General features: G+C 36.2%; 17 protein-coding genes. 7 read left to right on the top strand and 10 right to left on the bottom strand.

All coding sequences use genetic code 11. The annotated features are described in order from the left end of the window. Positions 1-48: 48 nt before the first annotated feature. From ACKTTZ_RS18785 to ACKTTZ_RS18755, 7 genes are all read right to left on the bottom strand, one after another. Positions 49-2,412, bottom strand: a complete 2,364-nt coding sequence (locus tag ACKTTZ_RS18785) for a patatin-like phospholipase family protein (RefSeq protein WP_253317447.1) — start codon at positions 2,410-2,412, stop codon at positions 49-51. A gap of 186 nt (positions 2,413-2,598) precedes the next feature. Continuing rightward, complete coding sequence (locus ACKTTZ_RS18780; RefSeq protein WP_034698476.1) at positions 2,599-5,286, bottom strand: PD-(D/E)XK nuclease family protein; 2,688 nt, start codon at positions 5,284-5,286, stop codon at positions 2,599-2,601. Then, positions 5,283-5,819, bottom strand: a complete 537-nt coding sequence (locus ACKTTZ_RS18775; protein WP_407846327.1) for a DUF922 domain-containing protein — start codon at positions 5,817-5,819, stop codon at positions 5,283-5,285. Before ACKTTZ_RS18775 ends, ACKTTZ_RS18780 begins: the two co-directional genes overlap by 4 nt. Next, positions 5,819-6,223 (bottom strand): hypothetical protein, encoded by a 405-nt coding sequence (locus ACKTTZ_RS18770; RefSeq protein ID WP_034698481.1) that lies wholly within the window; start codon positions 6,221-6,223, stop codon positions 5,819-5,821. The genes ACKTTZ_RS18775 and ACKTTZ_RS18770 overlap by 1 nt, the downstream gene beginning before the upstream one ends. A gap of 62 nt (positions 6,224-6,285) precedes the next feature. Beyond that, complete coding sequence (rsmG, locus tag ACKTTZ_RS18765) at positions 6,286-6,921, bottom strand: 16S rRNA (guanine(527)-N(7))-methyltransferase RsmG (RefSeq protein WP_034698484.1); 636 nt, start codon at positions 6,919-6,921, stop codon at positions 6,286-6,288. A 98-nt stretch (positions 6,922-7,019) separates the two neighbouring features. Further along, entirely contained in the window at positions 7,020-8,357 is a 1,338-nt protein-coding gene (locus ACKTTZ_RS18760; RefSeq protein WP_407846326.1) for a M20/M25/M40 family metallo-hydrolase, read from the bottom strand. A gap of 69 nt (positions 8,358-8,426) precedes the next feature. Further along, positions 8,427-9,263: a GLPGLI family protein gene (locus ACKTTZ_RS18755; protein WP_253317449.1), complete on the bottom strand. Its 837-nt coding sequence runs from the start codon at positions 9,261-9,263 to the stop codon at positions 8,427-8,429. Positions 9,264-9,442: 179 nt separating this feature from the next. Here ACKTTZ_RS18755 and ACKTTZ_RS18750 point away from each other — a divergent pair, with 179 nt between their 5' ends. The 5 genes from ACKTTZ_RS18750 to ACKTTZ_RS18730 all read left to right on the top strand — a co-directional run bounded on the left by ACKTTZ_RS18750 (position 9,443) and on the right by ACKTTZ_RS18730 (position 15,060). Next, a complete protein-coding gene (locus ACKTTZ_RS18750) occupies positions 9,443-10,636 on the top strand; it encodes a pyridoxal phosphate-dependent aminotransferase (protein ID WP_034698490.1) in 1,194 nt (397 codons plus the stop codon). A gap of 33 nt (positions 10,637-10,669) precedes the next feature. Next, on the top strand, positions 10,670-13,609 hold the full coding sequence (locus tag ACKTTZ_RS18745; protein WP_253317450.1) for a pitrilysin family protein: 2,940 nt from the start codon (positions 10,670-10,672) through the stop codon (positions 13,607-13,609). 147 nt (positions 13,610-13,756) lie between these two features. Continuing rightward, positions 13,757-14,389 (top strand): peroxiredoxin, encoded by a 633-nt coding sequence (locus ACKTTZ_RS18740; RefSeq protein WP_034698496.1) that lies wholly within the window; start codon positions 13,757-13,759, stop codon positions 14,387-14,389. A gap of 114 nt (positions 14,390-14,503) precedes the next feature. Beyond that, positions 14,504-14,812, top strand: coding sequence for a thioredoxin family protein (locus tag ACKTTZ_RS18735; RefSeq protein ID WP_034698499.1), 309 nt, complete (start codon positions 14,504-14,506; stop codon positions 14,810-14,812). Further along, entirely contained in the window at positions 14,812-15,060 is a 249-nt protein-coding gene (locus ACKTTZ_RS18730; protein WP_002980002.1) for a DUF6952 family protein, read from the top strand. Before ACKTTZ_RS18735 ends, ACKTTZ_RS18730 begins: the two co-directional genes overlap by 1 nt. A 1,623-nt stretch (positions 15,061-16,683) precedes the next feature. On the opposite strand, the gene ACKTTZ_RS18725 is transcribed toward ACKTTZ_RS18730, so the two are convergent. Genes ACKTTZ_RS18725 through ACKTTZ_RS18715 form a run of 3 tightly spaced genes read right to left on the bottom strand, consistent with a single transcriptional unit; the run spans position 16,684 to position 18,931 of the window. After that, positions 16,684-17,373 carry a Bax inhibitor-1 family protein gene (locus ACKTTZ_RS18725; RefSeq protein WP_034698502.1) on the bottom strand — a complete coding sequence of 230 codons (690 nt, stop codon included), beginning with the start codon at positions 17,371-17,373 and terminating at the stop codon, positions 16,684-16,686. A 38-nt stretch (positions 17,374-17,411) separates the two neighbouring features. After that, complete coding sequence (locus tag ACKTTZ_RS18720; protein ID WP_253317451.1) at positions 17,412-17,849, bottom strand: peptidylprolyl isomerase; 438 nt, start codon at positions 17,847-17,849, stop codon at positions 17,412-17,414. 47 nt (positions 17,850-17,896) lie between these two features. Beyond that, positions 17,897-18,931 (bottom strand): acyl-CoA reductase, encoded by a 1,035-nt coding sequence (locus ACKTTZ_RS18715; protein WP_034698508.1) that lies wholly within the window; start codon positions 18,929-18,931, stop codon positions 17,897-17,899. Between the two features lie 59 nt (positions 18,932-18,990). Here ACKTTZ_RS18715 and ACKTTZ_RS18710 point away from each other — a divergent pair, with 59 nt between their 5' ends. Further along, entirely contained in the window at positions 18,991-19,341 is a 351-nt protein-coding gene (locus ACKTTZ_RS18710) for a 4Fe-4S binding protein (RefSeq protein ID WP_034698512.1), read from the top strand. Between the two features lie 107 nt (positions 19,342-19,448). After that, positions 19,449-20,513, top strand: coding sequence for a 3-phosphoserine/phosphohydroxythreonine transaminase (gene serC / locus ACKTTZ_RS18705; protein ID WP_034698515.1), 1,065 nt, complete (start codon positions 19,449-19,451; stop codon positions 20,511-20,513). Positions 20,514-20,551 lie beyond the last annotated feature (38 nt).

Here is a 20,551-nt window from a genome sequence, read left to right as displayed (position 1 = left end):
TTAGATAAAAGGATTTTTAATATCTTCCAAAATGATTTTAATTATTCTTTAAAATTTGAAGCCAATACTGAAATAGATCCTTGAAAAATCAAGCTGACTGTTTCGGGAAATATTCATGCTGATAGGACCAATCAGGGATTCGTAGCCAAGGTTCAATCCATACCCAAACATATCAAAACTGTCATTAAAAGGAGAAAACTCTTCACTCACCTTTCCATAGCTGAACGAAGGAGTTAGATAGAGCTTTTTCATAATTCTGTACTGAAATGATATTGCAGCCTTAGCTACTGAAGTCATCGGAAGTTCTTTTTGGCGAAGACCGTTGAATTCAGGGCTTAGCAGATCATAATTATATTCGCTACCTCCCAGGTTATATTTCTGATTCAGGAACAAATACGGAACTTTATCTTCTTTCTTGGAACCGAAACTCGTTCCTAGAAACACATTCGCTTTTACGGTCAGTCTTCTTGTGATGGGATAGAAAAAGTTCTCATTCAATGTGAATGAAACAAGGTTTTTAGGCTCAGAATAGTAAGATTCTTTCGGGTTAAGGATCAGATACAGGAGAGGCTGCACGGTATTCAGATCATAAAGTTCATAGCGATCTCCGTAATAAAATCTCGTACTCACCTGCAGATGATTCCCTTTTGTAGTAAAATATCTTTTATTAAGATTGTTCTGTTCAAACTTCAGGAAAGTGTTGAAATTACTGTGGTTATACAGCTTCTTGCTGTAATTATCTACTTTCGACTGATCTACCTTATCCAGTAAACTATACATTCTTTCCGTACTGAATTCCGTTCCCAGAGATAGATAAGCATTGGGATTGATATTATAATTCAGCGCAATCTTTCCGGTTATATTACGGTACATATGGTTAGGAAAACGGTCGCCGCCATCCTCACTGATATCATATAATCTGAAGTTCAGGTCGTTACTTTTAAGATGAACCATCTTCGCCTCAAGATCCAACCATAAACGCTCCCCACTATCCAGAAACTGCTGATAAGCAAGTTTAGCTTTGAAACGTTCGGAAATATCCACTGTTGCCAGAAATCTTGATCGGTTCAGAAGAATATTTCTGTAGGTATAATTGATAATAATCCCTACGGACTGTTCCGTATCATAGTGCAGCGCGAGTTTAAACGCCCCTTTTTTCGCTCTTTTCACAAATACATTCATCACAAGACCATCGTTTACATTGGTGTAGGTATAATACACCTTAACGTACTGGCGCATTCCAAATACACGGTCTATGGCTTCATTAATTGTTTTTGCATCGTAATATTTCCCTTCCGTAAGTCCCATCTGCTTTTTCAGTACTTCAATTTCAGCTGCATCAGTAATAGGCGTTCCGTCTTCTTCGTTAAAAGTGAATTTTGTGGTAGGCAGTTTCACCTCTTCAATCATCGTATGCTCATACGTAATTCCGGCTTTTCGCTGCGCCTCTGCAAGAGCTACAAACTCAGGCAGGTGCTTTCTGGCTTCAACCTCTCCTATTTTGATAATCTTTCTGTATCTGGCAAAATCCTTCGTTGTAATTTCTCCCAAAGGATCTACAAAATCTACGAGAATATTAGAGAGTTCTTTTTGATGCTTAAAATCCTCCACCGAACGGATGGCATGAGTCTGATAAATCATCTTCATCGGGTTTTCAATCTCCTTTTTCGTAAAAAGCCTGAAACCCGTATATCCACCAATAACAAAATCAGCACCCATCTCACGCACCTCATTGGCTGGATAATTACGGTCCAAACCGCCATCTACCAAAAGTTTTCCATCAATATAAACAGGAGCAAAAGCGGCAGGAATGGCCAGTGTGGAACGAATAGCCAACGGTAATGATCCTTCTTTCTGCATTACAAGACCTCCGTTTTCAATATCGGAAGAAGTAAGCTGCACGGGAATCCTCAGTTTGCTGAAATCGTTGATATGTTTTGCATTGAAAGTAAGTGTATTAAGAACCTCTCCCATGTACTGCCCTTCAATATAAGAACTCGGAAGAGTTGGAAATCCTTTCACTACAGGAAATTCAAGAATATATTTGTCGTATTCGTCTTTTTCACTGATATTAACTTTATTGTAAGGGATTTTATTGCTCAGAATCCTGTTCCAATCCATTTTATAGATCGTATGTTTCAGTTGATCTGCATTATATCCCATTGCATATAAACCTCCCAGAATACCTCCCATACTGGTTCCAGTGATATAATCTACTTTTATTCCCAATGAATCAATCATCTTGAGAATTCCGATATGGGCAAATCCCTTTGCACCTCCACCACTAAGAGCAAGCCCAAATTTTGTGTCTTTGGTTACATTCTGAAGGGCAATATTCAGAGAATCATTCTTTTGCTGAGATTTGATAATAAGAGAAAAAGCAATAGCTAAAAATATCAGGATCTTTTTCATTGGTGCTGCTTAATGTATCTGATTTAAACTTTTAAAAGTTTTTAATAAGTAGTAAAGATACACAAAAAGTTACCTGCTTAATTGACTATTCTACGAAGTAAATAAATGTATTTCAGTCTATAACTTAAAAACAAAATTCCCTCATTTTTCAGGTCAGACATATTTCCCAATACATGTCAGCTATTTTCAATACGTTTTTATAGTTTCCACGAAATTAATATCCGGGTTAAGGATTTCAAGAATAAGGCTTTTAACCGATTTCATGGCATCGTCAATATTTCCTTTATCGAACTGCAATGAAACCATTCCTTTCTTAGCGTCTGCAAAACTCCATATTCCTGTTTCAATCGGGAATCCCCAAAACTCAGGAAGGTGCTGAACAACGTAATGATAAATACAAAGCTGAAGTGCCTGTTTTCTATCGCTGTTGTGAAAATATTCATCTACATTATCCTGATCAATTTTTACATTGAGATTTTTAATCTTCGCTGTTTTATAATCAATAATTCTTAGAGTACCGTTCAGCTTATCAATCCGGTCAATGAATCCGAAGAAAGAAATTTTATCATTATCATCGAGAGGAAAATCTATATTTTCAAACCTTCTTTCAATATCAATGATCTCCAGTTTATTACCCTGTTTTATGAGCTCAAGATCATGATTCAGCACATTTTCAATTACCTTTTTAGCAATAGCCTTATGGATGTAATTCATTCCTTTTTCATAGAATTCCGGCTGATGCTTCAGTTTCTCAATAGCAATATTTATATATTCATCTACTGCTTTAACTGAATTCTTTAAATCACTTTCTTTTAAAACCTTACCCTTTAACACCTCATACACTTCTTGAAGTGAATAATGGACTAGATTTCCGTAATTTTTTATCGACAGTTCTTCTTCAATTTCATCTGTTTCCGAAGTATTTAAAATCTTGGAAAGGTAGAAATCAATCGGATTATAAAGATAACTCGTCAGATGGGAAGCTGATACTTTTTCCTTCCATTTTTGAAGACGATCCTGTACAATTTGGGTCTTGGAAATTTCTATCGGTTTGGTGGCAATAGGTTCGGAAGAATTTTCAATAATGAGATGTTCGATGTCATGAGAACTCTCCATTTCGATCTGTGTAATGAAACGGCTCTTCTCGCCGGTATTAACTCCGGAGCTTAAAGCATTGTACAGCAAATGTACATTCTTCGCATCCTGAATCAGCCTGTAAAAGTGATAGGCATAAATGCTGTCATTTTCCAGGAAAGTATGAAGATCAAAGAACCTTCGGATATCAAAAGGAATATAGGTATTCTGGGAGTTTCCAAGGGGAAGTTTTCCTTCGTTTACGGAAAGAAGAATAACGTTTTCGAAATTCAGAAGACGTGTTTCCAGCAATCCCATGATCTGAAGTCCTCTCAATGGCTCTCCCTGAAAATCAATACTCTCAGAATTGATATGCTGATTGATCAGAATTTCCAGCGTTTCCATTTTGATCTCAATGTTGTAGGGAGTCAGCTGGTTTTTGATGATCCTGAATGCATTTTCAAAGTGAGAGACATTCTCATACTGAATATCATCTATCTCAAGCCATTTTACCTGCTGGCAGAACTCTATAAGCATATCCAGATAGCCATTGGTTCCTGTTGCTTTTTGAAGAAGTCCATAATAAGACAGACCACTAAGCAGTTCATGTAAAAGCTTCCGAGAAATATAGACAATATTCCTCTCTTCTACTTTGGCTTTAAAATCATTGATAATCTGTTCATCTTCTACAGATTTGGGAAGTTCTTCCAAAATGGGAAAAACATCTCTGTAATAATAAGACAGTTTGTTTTTTTCCAATTGTTTCTGCAGGTAGAAAAGACGTTTCACAGCATTGGAGAAAGATAAGTTTTTCAACGGAAATCCCATTGTAATATTCAAATTATCAACACCATGCATCACATCAAGACTGGCAGGAAGAAGGTTTTCATCCAGCAGCACTACCGCAGTATTGGAGTAAGTTTTATTATTGATCTCTTTAAAGATCTCAGGCAGTACTTTGGTCTGGGTTACATTTCCGGACACTTCGTATACCTTAATTTTTTTAGGTTGATTAAAATCGTCTTCTATCCATTGGAAAGCTCTGTTATCATCAAATTCTTTCCATGTTTTATGATTTCTAAGGAATTTTCCGGCTTCCTGTCTCTCATCATCGAAATAATAACGGTCTGCCTGAAAGAAGCACTGCGCTTTATTCCACTGCAAAAGGCTTCTTACAAGCTTTTCTTCTACGGGAGTAAAGGCATTGAAACCACAAAAAACAAATTCTTCTTTGGTATTTTTTGCAAAATCGGCAATCCTGGCTTTAGCCGCCTCGTGAATCATTCCGGAAGTTGCCCAGTTTCTCTCCTGCAATCTTTCTTTTAGAACAGGGAGAAAAACGCTCATATTCTGCCAGAAATTAAGAAACTTTTTTCGTGGAACATCGTCATCCTCTCCAAGGTCCTGAGCCCATTCTTTGATCCTTTCCTCATCAAACATATACTGCAGAACTGCCTGATCGCTATCTGAGAATTTGAGAATATCATCCCAATCCTTCTGTAAGGTGGGAAACCACTTCAGAAAATCGGAAAAATCATCTCTTGGGATAAGATTCAGGCTTCGGTACACATCAAAAGAGAAAAGCCACAACGGAATCCCCTGAATGGTCTGATGATCCGCTATTTTATTGATAAGTTCCTCAATCGTAAAAAAATTGGGAAGAAACCCTGAATAGTTATTTTCCTCCAGAATCTGTCTGATAAACACAATGGGACGTTTTCCGGGCAGAATGATATTAAACGCAGAAAGGTCAGTGTTTTGTGCTAGCAGTTCGTGGATGATCTTATTGAGGAATTTCAAAGGGTTTGGTAGCTTTTTAAGTTGTCTAGTTGTTCAGAAATCAACTGATTATATTCGGTTTGTTTTTCTTTATCGATTCCATGACGGGTTTCGCTGTCATAGGCCATCTGGAAGTTTTTATAATCAATAGCTATTCCGTCATAAATGGTTTTGAAATACTTATTATAATCTCCGGAATTTTTAATTTTTTCAGCAACAGCTTTTCTGAATTTTCTCACAAATAATTCTGCAATATCAAAATGCTTTTGCTCATGAAGAAGAATATAATCATCCATTCTTTTAGCATCTTTCCAGGATTTATCTTCATGAAACAGGGTTTTGATGGTAATCGTAACCGGTGCTTTTGGATCGGAAGATTTTTCAGAATAAAATTCCCAGCCACAATGGGTGTAAGCCACTACATCAGGATTCTTTTTCTTGCTAACCGGGCTTTTAAAGTTATCCCACGTTAATTTTTTGCCTTCTTCCCAGATAATTTTCTGTCCGGATACAGCCTGCGCTGCCAATAAACATAATACAAAAGTCAATCTCATTATTCCACTACAATTGTTTTCGTGATCCAGTTATTTCCTCCATTCCAGAATTTAAAAGTATAAGTACCTTTTCTTTGAGGACTGAAGTTTATTTGATTCGCTCCCACGTAATTCCCTTGTGTACAAGGTCCGTTGGTAATATATTTATAGGAAGTAACCGTTCTTTCCAGATTGGTATTGTAAACATAATCATATCCGTAAAAACCCTCACAATGAGACGGATATGTGGAATAAGTTTTAATGCTCTGTATTGCAAAAACATCCATGGTATCATTGACAATTTTTACACTGTCTATTTTGATTTTACCAATAGATTCAATGGTATGATAATCATCATCATCACACGAAACCAGAAGCACGCCCAACACGAATACTGAAAATCCAATATTTAAAAGTTTTTTCATAACCTTTACTTTTCTGATTATTAACAAATATTAGCAAAAATTATTCCTTATTCACATAAAAATCAGGAATTAAAATTACCTTTTGATACATAAACTACTTTCTTCGTATCAAAAAATTCTTCATCAAAATAGTGTTTAAGATTGAAAATTTCACATTTAAGTCCGGCAAGTTCTTCAGCAAGATCACCGCCTTTCAAATATAAAATTCCGTTATGTTTAGGGTTAAACTGTTCTTTTTCAAATTTCCCTTTCAGCCATCTTAAAAATTCCGGCATTTGAGTTACCGCTCTACTGACTACAAAGTGGAATTTTTCTTTAAGCTTTTCTGCTCTTCCATGGATAGCCGTTACATTAGTAAGTCCTACTCCATCTGCAACAGCCTGTACCACACTGATTTTCTTACCAATAGAATCAATCAGCGTAAATTCTGTTTCAGGAAAAAGGATCGCCAGAGGAATACCTGGAAAACCACCTCCGGTTCCGATATCCAAAACTTTGGTTCCCGGTGCAAATTCCATCACTTTTGCAATTCCCAACGAGTGCAGAATATGCTTTTCATACAGTGATTCCATATCTTTTCTGGAAATTACATTGATCTTTTCATTCCATTCATTGTACAGACTTTCCAGTTTTGAGAACTGTTCTTTCTGTTTTTCAGTAAGATCCGGGAAATATTTTAATAGTAACGATGCAGACATGTGAATTATTATAAACCGCAAAAATAAGTTTTATTTCTCTTGTATTCAAATCTACTTTTCCTGATCCGGCAGTAAATTCTGGTTTTCAGCAAAATCCATCACTTTGCAATTCCTGGTATGACAGGGACACTCAGGTTTCCTGACGGGCTCACGCTCTGTACTGCAAAAATATAATTGTCTTTCGAAAGCGGAATCTTCATAGAAAGTTCAGTGGTGAATATTTTTTTCTGCCATACCGGACTGTCTGTTTCCCTTGCCAGCACATAATATCCTGCCGGAATTCCGGATTTTGGTTTTTCCCAATGTAAAGTTGTTGAATTTGTCAGCTCTTTCACATCCATTTCCACTTTCTCAGGTTTCGAGGTAGATTTTGCAAGGCTTGCCAATACGGCAACATTGGCAGCGACATTCTTTTTCAGATATTTAAAATCTATAAACTCAGGAAGATCACCATATTGCCTATTGTTTTCACTTCTTATGTCCTGATGCTGATGATCGTAGTTTTCATAATATTCCGTCAGTCTTACAGAAGGAAATCCGTTATTCACAAAGCTGGTGTGATCTCCTCCACGCAAAAATCTGTCATTCCTATAGATCAGTTTAATTTCCAATCCTTTCACATATTGTTCTGTAATTTCTTTGATATAACGAGCCAGCTGCCTGGATTCACTATCGTTTTCAAAACCCAGATTCCTGATTGTCATTGCTTTTTTATCCAGATCTTTGTATGGCAGACCTTCGCTGAAAACACGAAGTATACGGGTGTTGATCTCTCCTGTTTCTCCTGCTTTGGGGTTACCGATCATATCATTATTCAAAACAGCTTCCAGTTGCCCATTTTCTCTTTTAATTTTCTCGGCCAATTGTTTAGAACCTAACAAAGATTGTTCTTCTCCCGAAAAGGCCACAAAAATAATAGATGCCGGAAATGAAGATTTGCTCAGTATTCTGGCAGATTCTATCACAGCACTTACTCCACTCCCATCATCATTGGCACCAGGCGCTTTGGAAGTTCTGTTCATCACATCGCTCACTCTTGAGTCAAGATGCCCTCCGATCAGGAAAATTCTTTTATCATTCGGATCTGTTCCTTTCAGAAAGGCAACAGCATTTCCAAGATTTACTATTTTATCAATTCTTTTTCCATCCGGCTGAATATCTTCCTGTTGTAGATACACCTCCATTCTTCCACCCGAATTTTTAGCATAATCTTTGAATTTCCTGATCACCCAGTTTCTTGCGGCACCTATTCCGTGCTTAGAATCATCTATCGAACTCAAGGTATGCCGGGTTTCAAAACTTACCAACTTTCCGATATATGATTTTAATGAATCTTCATTCACCTGCGAGACATATTTTTTCACGTCATCATCTTTTGAGTGCTTCTGGGAAAAAACAGTACACGAAATAAGTAATAAAAAAACGGAATATTTCATAGGGCAGATCTTAGATTGTTAAAGATACAAAACCCTACACAGCAAAATCATTTCTTATCAGAATTTATTTTAATCTCTTTCAATAGGATTAGTGCCCATTTTTAGCATTTCTGCGATCACATCATCCATTTTTGCTCCGTATTTTTTGAGCTTATTGATATCCAGCTGAGCAACATAACCATCTTTCAGCTGCATTTCCATCGTCCCGCTTTTGGAATCCATATTCATCGCTGCAATGTCTTCCGCCGGATTAAAAGTATAATTCTTAATAAGCTTTCTATATTCTTCACCATTCATCTGCTTATTATTTTTGGGTACAAGCGCTGTGACTGCTTTAATTTTCTTAATCTGAACCAATTCGAAAACGTGATCATTGTCCCCGTCCTTAATGGCAACAACAAGTCCCGGAAGACCACTGAATTTGTATGGGCCATCGCTTACGGGAAAATCCTTGCTAAACCATGCTTCCCATGTTCGGCCTTTATAATCTGCAACCGCTTTCTGGCAATTCAGATCGTTGATCTTTTTAAACTCATTTTCAATTTTCCATTTTGGGATTTCCTGATCTATAGTTACCAGACTTACACTTTTGTATTTATCATATAGGTTTATCGTCTTTTGGGAATAGTTTTTCTCAATAATATAGCTCAGGTTACGGTCATAATTTTTGCCTTTCAACAATGCAGAGTAGTTTTTGTCTACCCGATACACTGAATCTCTTTCATATTTAACGGCATTAGTGAAATAGGATTTCTTCCCATCCGTATCCAGGTTCATATAATTGATTACTACAGAATCCTTTTTTTCAATAGTCGGTTTCATCTTATATTCATAAACAAAACGGTAATTCTGTGCATATAAAAGTGGCACGGATAACAAAAACATTGCTTTGAATATCTTCTTCATGGAAATAAGTTTTTTGGCTAAAATAAGATTAAAATCAGTCCCATACATCAAAAGAAAAGATTTTTATAATCTAAAAGAAGATTTGACTAAAACCTGACAAAAATCTTTAAAGTACCCTTACTTTTATTACCTCCACAAGACGTTTTTATTATATATTTGTTAAAATTCAAAAAAATACAATGGATAAACTTTCAGATAGAGTAAAAAGATTAGGATACTCCCAGACATTTGTAATGTCTAACAAAGCCAGAGAAATGAAAGCCAGCGGAATAGATGTGATTAGCTTAACTCTTGGCGAACCGGATTTCGATGTTCCGGACAACATCAAACAGGCAGCATTCGATGCCATCAATCAAAATTACAGCCACTATTCTCCTGTTCCAGGATTTCTGGAATTGCGTGAGGCTATTGCATATAAATTAAAAAGAGATAATAATCTGGAATACAAACCTACTCAGATTTGTGTTTCCAATGGAGCGAAGCAGGCTATTATCAATGTTCTGGCTGCTATTATCAATGATGGTGATGAAGTTCTGCTTCCTGCACCATATTGGGTAAGCTATGATGAAATGGTAAAAATGATGGGCGGAACTTCTGTAATGCTTCCTACGTCGTATGTTACCGATTTCAAAGTGACTGCAGAACAACTTGAAGAAGCTATTACTGAAAAAACTAAAGCTGTCCTTTTCAGTTCTCCGTGCAACCCTTCAGGAGGATATTATACTTATGATGAATTAAAATCGATTGCCAAAGTAATTGCTAAATATCCTCAGATAACGATAATTTCTGATGAGATTTATGAATATATCAATTACGAAACCAACACCACTTCCATTGCTCAGTTCCCGGAAGTGTATGAACAGACTGCGGTAATCAATGGTATGTCAAAAGCATTTGCTATGACTGGATGGAGAATCGGGTATTCAGCATGTCCGGAATGGCTGGCAAAAGCTTGCGAAAAAGTACAGGGACAGATGACCAGCGGCGCTAATACGGTAGCACAGAGAGCTTCTATTGTTGCCCTGAAAACAGATCCTTCCGAATACAGATACATGATTGATGCTTTCAAAAAAAGAAGAGATCTTGTCTATGAACTGATCAAAGAAATCCCAGGATTCAAAGTGGTCCTTCCAAAGGCTGCCTTCTACTTCTTCCCGGATATTTCGTACTATATTGGAAAAACCCTTGATGGAACAGAAATTAAAAACTCTGACGACTTTGCCATGTTCCTTCTGGAAAATGCTCATGTGGGATGTGTAGGCGGATTCTCTTTTGGAAGCCCGGAATGTATCAGATTCTCTTATGCCGCTTCTGAGGAAGATTTAAGAGAAGCTATGAAAAGAATCAAAAACTTATTGGAAAAATTCAATTAACAAATTAATAACCCAAAATAAAACACGACAGCAATGAATCTGTTAAAAAAACTAACCATCGCTACAAGTATTGCCGCTGCAAGTTTCGCAGGATATGCTTTTGGCCAGGATTTCCAATGGAAAGAAGCGACTTCCAATGGCTACAAGTACAAATACGTGACCAACGACCCTACTTCTGCAAGGTATTACACTTTGAAAAACGGATTAACGGTTATTTTGAGTCCTACCAATAAGGATCCAAGAATACAAACGTATATTGCAACAAAAGCCGGAAGCAAAACCGATCCTGCAGACCACACAGGTCTTGCCCATTATCTGGAGCACATGCTTTTCAAAGGAACAAACCAGTTTGGATCTAAAGACTGGGCAAAAGAAAAACCTCTTTTAGACCAGATTGACGCTCTTTACGAAAAGTACAACCAGACTAAGGATGAAGCCAAAAGAAAAGAAATCTATAAAGAAATTGACAGGGTTTCCGGAGAGGCAGCAAAATTTGCAATCGCAAATGAATACGATAAAATGATGGCTGGTATGGGAGCTGATGGCACCAATGCCTTCACTTCTTTTGAACAAACGGTGTACACGGAAGATGTACCTGCCAATGTTCTTGACAAATTCCTTGCGGTACAGGCTGAAAGATTCAGAGAACCGGTTCTAAGACTTTTCCACACAGAACTTGAAGCGGTATATGAAGAAAAAAACAGATCTCTTGATGATGACGGAGATAAAGTTTTCGATACGATGTTTGCCAACCTTTTCCCTAATAACAATTACGGAAAGCAAACTACCATCGGAACCATTGAACACCTGAAAAACCCTTCTCTGCACGCTATCAGAGAATATTATAACAACTACTACGTTCCAAATAACATGGGAATCATCATGTCCGGAGATTTTAATCCGGATGAAGTGATTGCAAAAATTGACAAGGCTTTCTCTTATATGAAGCCTAAAGCAATTCCTGAATATAAAGTTGGACAGGAAAAACCTATCACCGCTCCGGTTGTAAAAGAAGTGGTAGGACCGAATCCTGAAAACGTAATGCTTGGATTCAGATTTCCGGGAGCATCTACCAAAGATGCCAGAATGCTGAACCTTGTTGGAAATATGCTTACCAACGGACAGGCCGGGTTAATCGACCTTGATCTGGTAAAAAAACAAAAATTACTTGGAGCTTACGCAGGTTCTTATGCTTTAAAAGATTATTCAGTTTTACTTTTACAGGGAAAACCTACTGAAGGTCAATCTCTGGATGAAGTAAAAAACCTTCTTCTTCAGGAAATTGACAAATTAAGAAAAGGGGATTTTTCTGATGATCTTATTCAGTCTATCGTGAACAACGAGAAGAAAGGTATTATTCAGAAAGATGAAAAATATTCTTCAAGAGCAAGCATCCTAATGGATGAATTCACTTCGGAGGTTGATCACAAAGCATCACTTGAATATGTTGATGAGATTTCAAAACTGACGAAAAAAGATATCATGGATTTTGTATCCAAATATCTTCAGAATAATAACTACGTTGCGGTTTACAAAAGAAAAGGTGAAGACAAGAGTATTGTAAAAGTTGATAAACCAACCATTACACCTGTTTCTGTTAACAGAGAAGACCAATCTCCTTTCCTTAAGAAGATTGATGAAATGCCTGAAAACCCTATCGCTCCGGTATGGTTGAATTATGACAAAGACATCGCTAAAAACAAATTAGCTGCTGTAGATGTACTTTCTGTAAAAAATACAGACAATGCTCTGTTCAGAATGTATTATCACTTTGATTCAGGAAAATGGAACAACAAAATCCTTCCACTGGCCGCAGAATATCTTCAGTATTTAGGAACGAAAGACAAGTCTTCTGAAATCATCAGTAAAGAATTCTATAAACTTGCCTCAAGCTTCAATGTAAGCGCAGGAAACGAGGAAACTTATGTATCACTGGAAGGTTTAAATGAAAACTTTGATAAAACCATTTCTTTATTTGAAGATTTAATCAAAAACTGTCAGGCAGACCAGGCTGCTCTTGATGCTTACAAAGTTAGGTTGAAGAAAGCCAGAGCGAACGCAAAACAGAATAAGGGAGTAATCATGTCCGGATTGAGAAGTTATGCTCAATATGGCGCTCAGAACCCTTTCAACAATGTACTAAGCGATGCTGAACTTGATGCATTAAAAGCAGAAGACTTAATTAATGTTCTTCATGATTTATTCAATTTCAAGCACAAAGTACTGTATTATGGACCAAAATCAGGAAATGATGTAGTAGCAGCTTTGAAACCTATCCACAAACTTCCTGCTACCCTGAAAGATCTTCCTAAGTCTAAAACTTTCGCTCAGATCCCAACTGATAAGAACAAGGTTTTATTTGCTCATTATGATATGGTACAGGCAGAAGTGTTCTGGGTAAGAAATTCTGACCCGTACAATGCATCCACTACTCCAACGGTAAGTTTATTCAACAACTATTTCGGAGGCGGAATGGGATCTATTGTATTCCAGACTATCAGAGAATCAAAAGCACTGGCTTATTCTACGTATTCTTATTTTGCACTTCCAAGTAAGAAAACAGACAAAGACATGGTGATGGCTTATGTAGGAACGCAGGCAGACAAATTCAATGAGTCTACAACAGCGATGAACGAGCTTCTGACTACCCTTCCAAAATCTGAGCAGTTATTTGAAACAGCGAAAAGCGGATTGAAAAAATCAATTGCTTCTGAAAGAATTACTCAGGATGGAATCATCTTCTCTTATCTGAAATCTCAAAAGCTTGGAAACAACTTTGATATGAGAAAAAATGTTTATGAACAGGCACCAAAACTGTCTTTCACAGACATCAACTCATTCCATGATAAGGAAATGAAAAACAAGAACTACACCTACTGCCTTGTCGCTTCTCAAGATAAAGTAAATGAGGCCGATATGCAGAAATTAGGCGAAGTAAAAAAACTTAATTTAACTGAAATATTTGGTTATTAAAATAAACAAAAAGCCCTGATATCAGGGCTTTTTTATTTAACAACACACCAAAAACGATTATAGATTTTATTTATCGATTTTAGTTTGTTCGATAGATGAATCTTTTATATATTTGCAACAGAAATTTAAATATAAAAACAGAAAATTATGTCTTTAGTAGGAAAAAAATTCCCAAATTTAACAATTGACGCAATGTCTGAAATGGGTGACGATTTAAGAATCAACATCCTTGATGAAGCAGTAAACAACCAGCAAAAAGTTCTTTTATTCTGGTACCCTAAAGATTTCACTTTCGTATGTCCTACTGAGCTTCACGCTTTCCAGGAGGCTTTAGGTGAATTCGAAAAAAGAAACACTAAAGTAATTGGTGCATCTTGTGATACTAACGAAGTACACTTCGCTTGGTTGAACACACCAAAAGATAACGGAGGAATTGAAGGAGTAACTTACCCACTTTTAGCTGATACTCACAGACAATTGGCTAACACATTGGGAATTGTTGATCAGGACTTCGAATATGATGAAGATGGAAATGAAGTTTTCACAGGTTCTAACGTAACTTACAGAGCAACTTACCTTATCGACGAAACTGGAAAAATCTTCCACGAAGCGGTAAACGATATGCCTCTAGGAAGAAACGTAAAAGAATTCTTAAGATTAATTGACGCTTACACACACGTACAAAAGCACGGTGAAGTATGTCCTGCAAACTGGGAAGAAGGGAAAGACGCTATGAAAGCTGACAGAACTTCTACAGCAGAATACTTAGCGAAGAACTAATATAATGTGTTAATTTGAAAATGAGATAATTGGAGAATTATCAAAAATTATCTCATTTTCTTCTTTACAAAGCATTAGCACATTTTCAAATTAACAAATTTTCAAATTACAATCATGTACACAGAATTAACCGAAGATACATTACAAAACATAGTGAACGACAATGAAAAAGTAGTTGTTCAGTATGGCGCAACATGGTGCGGAAACTGCAGAATCATGAAGCCGAAATTCAAAAAATTAGCATCTGAAAATGACTCTATTCCATTTTTATATGTAGATGCTGAAAAGCTTCCAGAAAGCAGAAAATTAGCAAAAGTAGACAACTTACCTACTTTCGCCATCTTTAAAAACGGAGAATTGGTAAACCAGGTTCAATCTAACCAGGCAGAAAGTTTAATTAACCTTTTTAACGAATTAGCATAATGAAATTACCCGTAATCAGACAGTTTTATCAGAATCAGACTCCTGAAAATCTTGAAAAGACTTTAGAAGTACTGGAAAGTTTCTGCGAATTCAGAGGAACAAGCGAAGAAGACCTGAATGTTGCAGGAGAATTGATCACTAACATCTGCGGAGCTCTGGAAGTTCACGCGAATGTACAAAACGGAATGAGCGAGAAAGATGCTTTAAACTCTTTTGCTCAGAAGGTTTTAGGATCAATTGACAAATAACATCTTTCGATTATTTTTAATCAAAAGATTGTAAAAACACAAACTATACAATACCTGAGGTTTTCCTCATTACTATACTTTTTTCTATTCTTTAAGAATCTTTTCTTTCAACTTAAAATGAACTTCAAAGGACTTTAACCGGTCACATGGAGCTGGAAGTTGTATGAAAAATTGTAAAGAATAACCAATTAAAATCCCGGTGATCATTTCATCAGGATTTTTTTGGTTTTTGGTTTAAAACACGAATAACACAAATGATTTCACAAATATCACAAATAAATTAAACGTAATCATTCGCGTCAATCTGTGGAATCTGTGGGATACTTATAAGTTTCGGCTAAAGCCGTTGGAAAGCACCCATAAAATATAAAACGGGTTTCCTTCGTCTAAGCTCAGGATTTTAGCCCATTCCTATTGATCCTATTGAATTAGTGTTATTTGTGAAAATATTAGTGACATTTGTGTTTAAATTTTAAAAACCACAAGTAACACAAATAAATTACACACAATCATCCGTGTCAATCTGTGAAATCCGTGGGATACTTATAAGTTTCGGCTAAAGCCGTTGGAAAAGATTCATTTAAAATAAACAGGCTTCCTTCGTCTAAGCTCAGGATTTTAGCCCATTCCTATTGATCCTATTGAATTAGTGTTATTCGTGAAAATATTAGTGACATTTGTGTTTAAATTTTAAAAACCACAAGTAACACAAATATTCCATCACAAATAACACAAATAAATTACGCACAATCATCCGTGTCAATCTGTGAAATCCGTGGGATACTTATAAGTTTCGGCTAAAGCCGTTTGATATTATTGAATTCGTGTTATTCGTGAAAACATTTGCGACATTTGTGTTTAATTTAAACCACAAGTAACACAAATAAATTACGCACAATCATCTGTGTCAATCTGTGAAATCCGTGGGATACTTATAAGTTTCGGCTAAAGCCATTGGAAAAGATTCATTTAAAACAAACGGGCTAAAGCCCATTCCTATTGATCCTATTAAACTGTGTTAACTAGTGTTATTCGTGAAAACATTAGTGACATTTGTGTTTAATTTAAACCACAAGTAACACAAATATTCCATCACAAATAACACAAATAAATTACGCACAATCATCCGTGTCAATCTGTGAAATCCGTGGGATACTTATAAGTTTCGGCTAAAGCCGTTGGAAAAGATTCATTTAAAATAAACGGGCTTCCTTCGTCTAAGCTCAGGATTTTAGCCCATTCCTATTGATCCTATTAAACTGTGTTAACTAGTGTTATTCGTGAAAACATTAGTGACATTTGTGTTTAATTTAAACCACAAGTAACACAAATGATTTCACAAATATCACAAATAAATTATACACAATCATCTGTGTCAATCTGTGAAATCCGTGGGATACTTATAAGTTTCGGCTAAAGCCGTTGGAAAAGATTCATTTAAAATAAACAGGCTTCCTTCGTCTAAGCTCAGGATTTTAGCCCATTCCTATTGATCCTATTGAATTAGTGTTATTCGTGAAAACATTAGTGACATTTGTGTTTAAATTTTGTGTTTAAATAATAAAAAAAATCCCGATGAAAAATCACCGGGACTATATTTTTAAAGCTAAGACAACTAATCAATTAGCTTCTTCTATTCATCAAAATACTCAGAATATACCAGAATAAAAGCATAATTGAAGCAAAAAGCTGCAATGCCGCTCCTACATACTGATTCGTTCCATAAGAATCTTTTAATTTACTTGTCTGATATAGAATGGTAGCTGACGCTAAAATCACCATTCCAACGGAAAACCACAACCCAAGGTTAAATCCGAAGATCATCCCTCCTACAATTAATCCAATGGAAATAAATCCACCGATTACAATAATATTTCTCAAGAAAGAAAAATCTCTTTTAGAAGTGAATGCTACTGCAGAAATACCCGCAAACATAGCAATCGTTAAAGTAGCAGCCTGGAAGATCACATTGGTACCACCCGTCATATTGGTTGCAATAAAAAGCAGAGGTAAAAAGATAATCGCTTCCAGCAAGATATAAAAACCAAGTCCCATATATTGGGTAGATTTACTTTGTGAAAGAGACCATTTGGAAGCTAAAACCGAAGCTAGCCAGAAAACTCCGATAATCAACAGCCAGATATACCTTTGGCTAAACATCATCGCAATAAGTTCTGCCGGAACAGTTTTCAATAATATCGTTTCAACTCCAATAAATGCAAGAATAGATAAAGCAACATGCAAATACGTCTTCTTGTAAAAACTCGCCTTCTCCACATCCGAAGAATGAGCGACTAAAACATCTGTCATCATAGTTAATATTTTTTTAGTTAATCGAAAATAAATTTTATTTACTTCGCAGGCAACACTCCCAGGATTTTCCCATCATCTTCAAATACAGCGGTAATAGCCTCTTTGGAAGACGACTCTCCTGCGTATTTATATTTAATACTTGGATGATTGGTTCCATCCATCGTTTTATAATATCCTGCTTTTAAGATTTCAAGCTTTTTATTAGGATTAATACCTTCTTTGACTTTTTTAAGAACATCATCCGTAACAATTTCCTTTACCTTATCAGAAAGCAATCCATCAATGGTTGTTCGGTCAGAAGCCTGTAAAGCCTCAACAAACTTCAGGAAGTTTTCATTATACAAACTAACCTTCTCCTTACTTATACTAGCCTGCTGCTCTTTTTTGGGACTGTTTTCAACCTTTGCACCTGTTACTTTCTGTGCAAAAATCAACTGTCCCCCTAAGAGAGCAAGTCCCAGCAATAATTTTTTCATAGTATTCATTTTTGTTCTGGTGAAATAAGTGATGGAAGATACGAAAATCAGACCAGTTCTAAAAATTTCATTGTATCTACATTATCTGCATACGTATCAAGGCCTGGATTTTGTGCTTCACCAAAAGGGATAGCATCCAATCCGACCTCTCCTTTTGCTACTACACACTGGATATTTTCCTCATTTTCAGCAATGAAATTTTTCACATCATCCAACGATTCATATCTGCTGAAATTGATTACAGAAAGCGGGCTGAAGAGCTTATCATCCTCTTTCAGCATTACAAAATTATTATCCCAGAATTTATCCTGGTTCAAAAGATAAACCGCTCTGTTATAATCATAATTGTTGGCATATTTGTTATGATTGATAATATCCTGGAAGCCTAAGAAGTTTTCAAACAACCTGTCAATCACAAAATCCTGAGGAATGAAAATTCTAGTCACATTTCTGCATCCTAATCCAAAATACTGGAAAATATCTTTCGCCAGAAGCTGCAATTCTTCATTCGTTTCATCACCTTTCAAAACCGCAACGGAAGTTCTGTTCTTACGGATAATATTCAAATGATTTTTAAAATAATATTCCAGATATCTTGCCGTATTATTACTTCCAGTAGCAATAACTGCATCAAAATTCTCTAATTTTTCTACAAATTCAAAAGCTACATTCTCATTGGAGAATTCATTCCATTTCTTTAATAAAAACGGAATCATATACTTATCCTTTGAAGACAGCTTAATTACTGGGATGTGATTACTTAAAACAACAGACATGACATCATGAAACCCTACCAAAGGGATATTTCCAGCTAAAATTAATCCAACTCTTTTAGAAATTTTAGAGATTGAATAATTTCCAAGCCATGTTTTGATATTTTCTTCAGTCAGAAGATCTGTCCATTGCTGTAAAGCAAATTTCTGATTATCAATGGTAAACCACGGATTCTCTATTTCAGATCTTTTTAACAATAATTCGATATCAGCATCATCTTCATTGTGGTTTTCCGGTTTCTTAGCTAAAAACGCTTTTATATAACCACTTAATTTAATAAGTCCTAAAACTTGATTTTCGGTATTCATAATTACTTTAAAATTGGGTAAAATTTTGTAATTTTGTGCAAATTTAAAAAAAATTAGCGATGGCTATTAAAATAACTGATGAATGCATTAACTGTGGGGCTTGCGAACCGGAATGCCCAAACAATGCAATATATGAAGGAGCTGTAGATTGGAAAGCTTCTGACGGTACGGCTCTTCAAGGTACGATTACGATGCCGTCGGGACTTACTGTAGATGCCAATTCACCACAGGAACCTGTAAGTGATGATGTATACTTCATTGTAACAGATAAATGTACAGAATGTAAAGGATTCCATGAAGAACCTCAGTGTGCAGCGGTATGCCCTGTAGACTGCTGTGTACCTGATGAAGATCACGTAGAATCTGAAGAAGCTCTTCTTAATAAAAAAGCATTCTTACACGGCGAATAAAAAATTCCGTCTCATCATCTGTGAGGCGGTTTTTTTAACCCAAAATCCAATTAAATCAAAATAAAGCAGAAGGATTCCAAGTCCTGAAGCACCCAAAAAATAAAAATATGAACAAAAAGCACAACTTCAGCGCAGGACCATGTATTTTACCACAAGAGGTATTTGAAAAATCAGCACAGGCTATCCTTGACTTTAATGGTATTGGATTGTCTCTTCTTGAAATTTCTCACAGAAGCAAGGATTTCGTTGCGGTAATGGACGAAGCGCGTGCCATTGTAAAAAGATTGATGAATCTTGGTGATGATTATGAAGTACTTTATTTAGGAGGTGGTGCCAGCCTGCAGTTTGCAATGGTTCCTTACAACCTGATGAAAGTAGGAGGAAAAGCAGCTTACCTGGATACAGGAACTTGGGCAGCCGGATCTATTAAAGAAGCAAAAAAAGTAGGAACTGTAGATGTAGTAGGTTCTTCAAAAGAAGAAAACTATTCTTTTATTCCTAAAGATTATACGGTAGGTGCAGAATACGATTATTTCCACTGTACTTCCAACAACACCATTTATGGAACTCAAATGAAATCTTTCCCTGAAGTAGATACACTGATGGTATGTGATATGAGTTCTGATATTTTCTCAAGACAACTGGATTTCTCTAAATTTGATCTGATCTATGCGGGAGCTCAGAAAAATATGGGACCTGCAGGAGTTACTTTAGTGGTTATCAAAAAAGAAATTCTTGGTAAAACAGGAAGAGAAAATATGTTCTCTATTCTGGATTATTCTCAGCATATTGCTAAAGAATCTATGTACAATACTCCACCGGTATTCCCTGTATATGCTTCTTTACTTACTCTTCAATATCTTGAAAGAAATGGAGGAATTGCTGCTGCAGAACAAAGAAATGAAGCTAAAGCCAAACTTTTATATGACGAAATCGACAGCAACCCGTTATTCGAAACTTTCTGCGTAAAAGAAGACCGTTCACTTATGAATGTTTCTTTCAAAATTACAGACGAAAGCAAGAAAGAAGAATTTGACAATGCATGGAAAGCAGCAGGGATCAGCGGATTAAACGGACACAGAAGCCTTGGTGGATACAGAGCTAGTTTATACAATGCCTTACCTATCGAAAGCGTACAGGTTTTGGTGGATGTAATGAAGTCAATAAAATAGCTTATATTAGGCGACCGAAAAATAAAAGGATTAAGACA

This window comes from Chryseobacterium sp. KCF3-3, assembly GCF_045865955.1.
In the GTDB taxonomy this organism is placed as follows: domain Bacteria; phylum Bacteroidota; class Bacteroidia; order Flavobacteriales; family Weeksellaceae; genus Chryseobacterium.
This window is presented reverse-complemented; position numbering and strand designations above follow the sequence as displayed.

What these genes read in the sequence shown, in the direction of transcription:
- ACKTTZ_RS18710 (WP_034698512.1), top strand. Translation starts at nt 18,991, where the DNA reads ATGGCTATTAAAATAACTGATGAATGCATTAACTGTGGGGCTTGCGAA.
- rsmG (WP_034698484.1), bottom strand. Translation starts at nt 6,921, where the DNA reads ATGTCTGCATCGTTACTATTAAAATATTTCCCGGATCTTACTGAAAAA.
- ACKTTZ_RS18720 (WP_253317451.1), bottom strand. Translation starts at nt 17,849, where the DNA reads ATGAAAAAATTATTGCTGGGACTTGCTCTCTTAGGGGGACAGTTGATT.
- ACKTTZ_RS18730 (WP_002980002.1), top strand. Translation starts at nt 14,812, where the DNA reads ATGAAATTACCCGTAATCAGACAGTTTTATCAGAATCAGACTCCTGAA.
- serC (WP_034698515.1), top strand. Translation starts at nt 19,449, where the DNA reads ATGAACAAAAAGCACAACTTCAGCGCAGGACCATGTATTTTACCACAA.
- ACKTTZ_RS18745 (WP_253317450.1), top strand. Translation starts at nt 10,670, where the DNA reads ATGAATCTGTTAAAAAAACTAACCATCGCTACAAGTATTGCCGCTGCA.
- ACKTTZ_RS18775 (WP_407846327.1), bottom strand. Translation starts at nt 5,819, where the DNA reads ATGAGATTGACTTTTGTATTATGTTTATTGGCAGCGCAGGCTGTATCC.
- ACKTTZ_RS18785 (WP_253317447.1), bottom strand. Translation starts at nt 2,412, where the DNA reads ATGAAAAAGATCCTGATATTTTTAGCTATTGCTTTTTCTCTTATTATC.
- ACKTTZ_RS18750 (WP_034698490.1), top strand. Translation starts at nt 9,443, where the DNA reads ATGGATAAACTTTCAGATAGAGTAAAAAGATTAGGATACTCCCAGACA.
- ACKTTZ_RS18715 (WP_034698508.1), bottom strand. Translation starts at nt 18,931, where the DNA reads ATGAATACCGAAAATCAAGTTTTAGGACTTATTAAATTAAGTGGTTAT.
- ACKTTZ_RS18735 (WP_034698499.1), top strand. Translation starts at nt 14,504, where the DNA reads ATGTACACAGAATTAACCGAAGATACATTACAAAACATAGTGAACGAC.
- ACKTTZ_RS18740 (WP_034698496.1), top strand. Translation starts at nt 13,757, where the DNA reads ATGTCTTTAGTAGGAAAAAAATTCCCAAATTTAACAATTGACGCAATG.
- ACKTTZ_RS18725 (WP_034698502.1), bottom strand. Translation starts at nt 17,373, where the DNA reads ATGATGACAGATGTTTTAGTCGCTCATTCTTCGGATGTGGAGAAGGCG.
- ACKTTZ_RS18770 (WP_034698481.1), bottom strand. Translation starts at nt 6,223, where the DNA reads ATGAAAAAACTTTTAAATATTGGATTTTCAGTATTCGTGTTGGGCGTG.
- ACKTTZ_RS18760 (WP_407846326.1), bottom strand. Translation starts at nt 8,357, where the DNA reads ATGAAATATTCCGTTTTTTTATTACTTATTTCGTGTACTGTTTTTTCC.
- ACKTTZ_RS18755 (WP_253317449.1), bottom strand. Translation starts at nt 9,263, where the DNA reads ATGAAGAAGATATTCAAAGCAATGTTTTTGTTATCCGTGCCACTTTTA.